Annotated in this window: 3 protein-coding genes; 1 reads left to right on the top strand and 2 read right to left on the bottom strand. The window is 42.2% G+C overall.

From position 1 onward, the window contains the following. Positions 1–41 precede the first annotated feature (41 nt). On the bottom strand, positions 42–188 hold the full coding sequence (locus ABD892_RS10685; protein WP_345195612.1) for an IS1 family transposase: 147 nt from the start codon (positions 186–188) through the stop codon (positions 42–44). A gap of 44 nt (positions 189–232) precedes the next feature. Beyond that, on the bottom strand, positions 233–508 hold the full coding sequence (locus ABD892_RS10680; RefSeq protein ID WP_345195611.1) for an IS1-like element transposase: 276 nt from the start codon (positions 506–508) through the stop codon (positions 233–235). 292 nt (positions 509–800) lie between these two features. Between ABD892_RS10680 and ABD892_RS10675 the strand changes: the two genes are divergently transcribed. Next, positions 801–1,094: a HigA family addiction module antitoxin gene (locus ABD892_RS10675; RefSeq protein WP_211828445.1), complete on the top strand. Its 294-nt coding sequence runs from the start codon at positions 801–803 to the stop codon at positions 1,092–1,094. Positions 1,095–1,395 lie beyond the last annotated feature (301 nt).

Genomic DNA, 1,395 nt, shown 5'->3' with positions numbered 1-1,395 from the left:
AGAATCAGTGTTCAAGACTTACCAGAATGGGTGTTCAAGAGTTACCAGAATCGGTGTTCAAGTTGTGCCAGAATACGCACCCTGCGGCCAAACGCATGGGCGATAGCTCTCTTGAGGCGTGGCTCCCAGGCATAAAACAGCCATCTCTGGTTTTTCTTATTACCGACAAAAGACCATTGTTCATCCATCTCACACAGTATTTGCACCTTGGCATTTTCAAACGGAAGCTGCGTTACCGTGTGGGGCGAAAGTGTTTTAAATGGACGATCACCGTGGTCGGGCTGATGTCGAGAACACGACCAATATCTCTGACACCTGAGCCGTTCATGGTCATCGTGATGATGCGATCATGGGTTCCTGGCTTGTTAGCATTGTAGCGGTACTCAAGCTGAAAACTGTGCTTGCAGTTGCGACAGAGGTATCTCTGATTCCCGGTTTCAGCTTTTCCATTTTTGACCACGCGATCTGTCTGCTGACACTGAGCACAAGCGACCTGAATAACTGCCATGAACCGCCCTGAAAAAGCCATGCAATATATCAGATCAACAGCTCTGAATCATGACCGTTTCTCAAGGCATAAAAAAACCGCGTACTGGGGGAAGTATCGCGGGCTAAGACCATTAGGAGTCCGACAGGCACCCCTTGATATTACCGGTCAGAAAGATGAAGAATATGCATATGTATAAAATATCTCGCAATTTATGTGTTGGGTTTGAATGTTGTGTCTTGATATGCTTGATGGGTGTAACTTGCTGGGTTACGATTCGATTTTGAGAATGACATCATATGGAATAACCCTAATGCAAATGAGTGAGCCGCTTCACCCAGGTGAAATATTAAAAATAGGTTATCTTGATCCTCTAGGTCTTAGTGTTACAGAAGCTGCAAAACGTTTGGATGTGAGTCGAAAAACGGTTTCTGAAATAATTAATGGACGCTGTGGTATTAGCGTGGAAATGGCTTTACGTCTAGCGAAAGCCTGTAGTACAACGCCGGATTTTTGGCTGAATATACAGAGGTCATTTGATCTTTGGGCTAATAGAGGGTTTGATTCATCTAATGTGATAATGTTTTCTGGATCAGTTAATGGTTGATTTTTTTGAAGATGATTTTTTTTCTAATATATGTGGAAATGGTTTTCTGAGGATGTCTTAATTATAAGTATTGTTGTTTGGTTTATGTGTTAGCTATCTATTTTTTTGAAGATGTTAACAAATAAATAACTGCCATGTTTCTCGATTATCAAATAAAAAGGATAAGTTCAGCGCTGATGGAAAAACTAATGTCAGTTGGCAACGTGTTGAGTGTTTTTTAATTAATCATTAGGTAAACCCCCGGCTATGCCGGGGAGACTCGCATAGGTTTTACCGAGGCGTCGGTAGCTAATCTCGAGGT

Source organism: Kistimonas scapharcae (assembly GCF_039540975.1).
GTDB classification, from domain to species: Bacteria; Pseudomonadota; Gammaproteobacteria; order Pseudomonadales; family Endozoicomonadaceae; genus Kistimonas; species Kistimonas scapharcae.
This window is presented reverse-complemented; position numbering and strand designations above follow the sequence as displayed.

Bases quoted from the DNA above. Each gene is read 5' to 3' on its own strand.
- ABD892_RS10675 (WP_211828445.1), top strand. From the start codon at position 801: ATGCAAATGAGTGAGCCGCTTCACCCAGGTGAAATATTAAAAATAGGT.
- ABD892_RS10680 (WP_345195611.1), bottom strand. From the start codon at position 508: ATGGCAGTTATTCAGGTCGCTTGTGCTCAGTGTCAGCAGACAGATCGC.
- ABD892_RS10685 (WP_345195612.1), bottom strand. From the start codon at position 188: ATGGATGAACAATGGTCTTTTGTCGGTAATAAGAAAAACCAGAGATGG.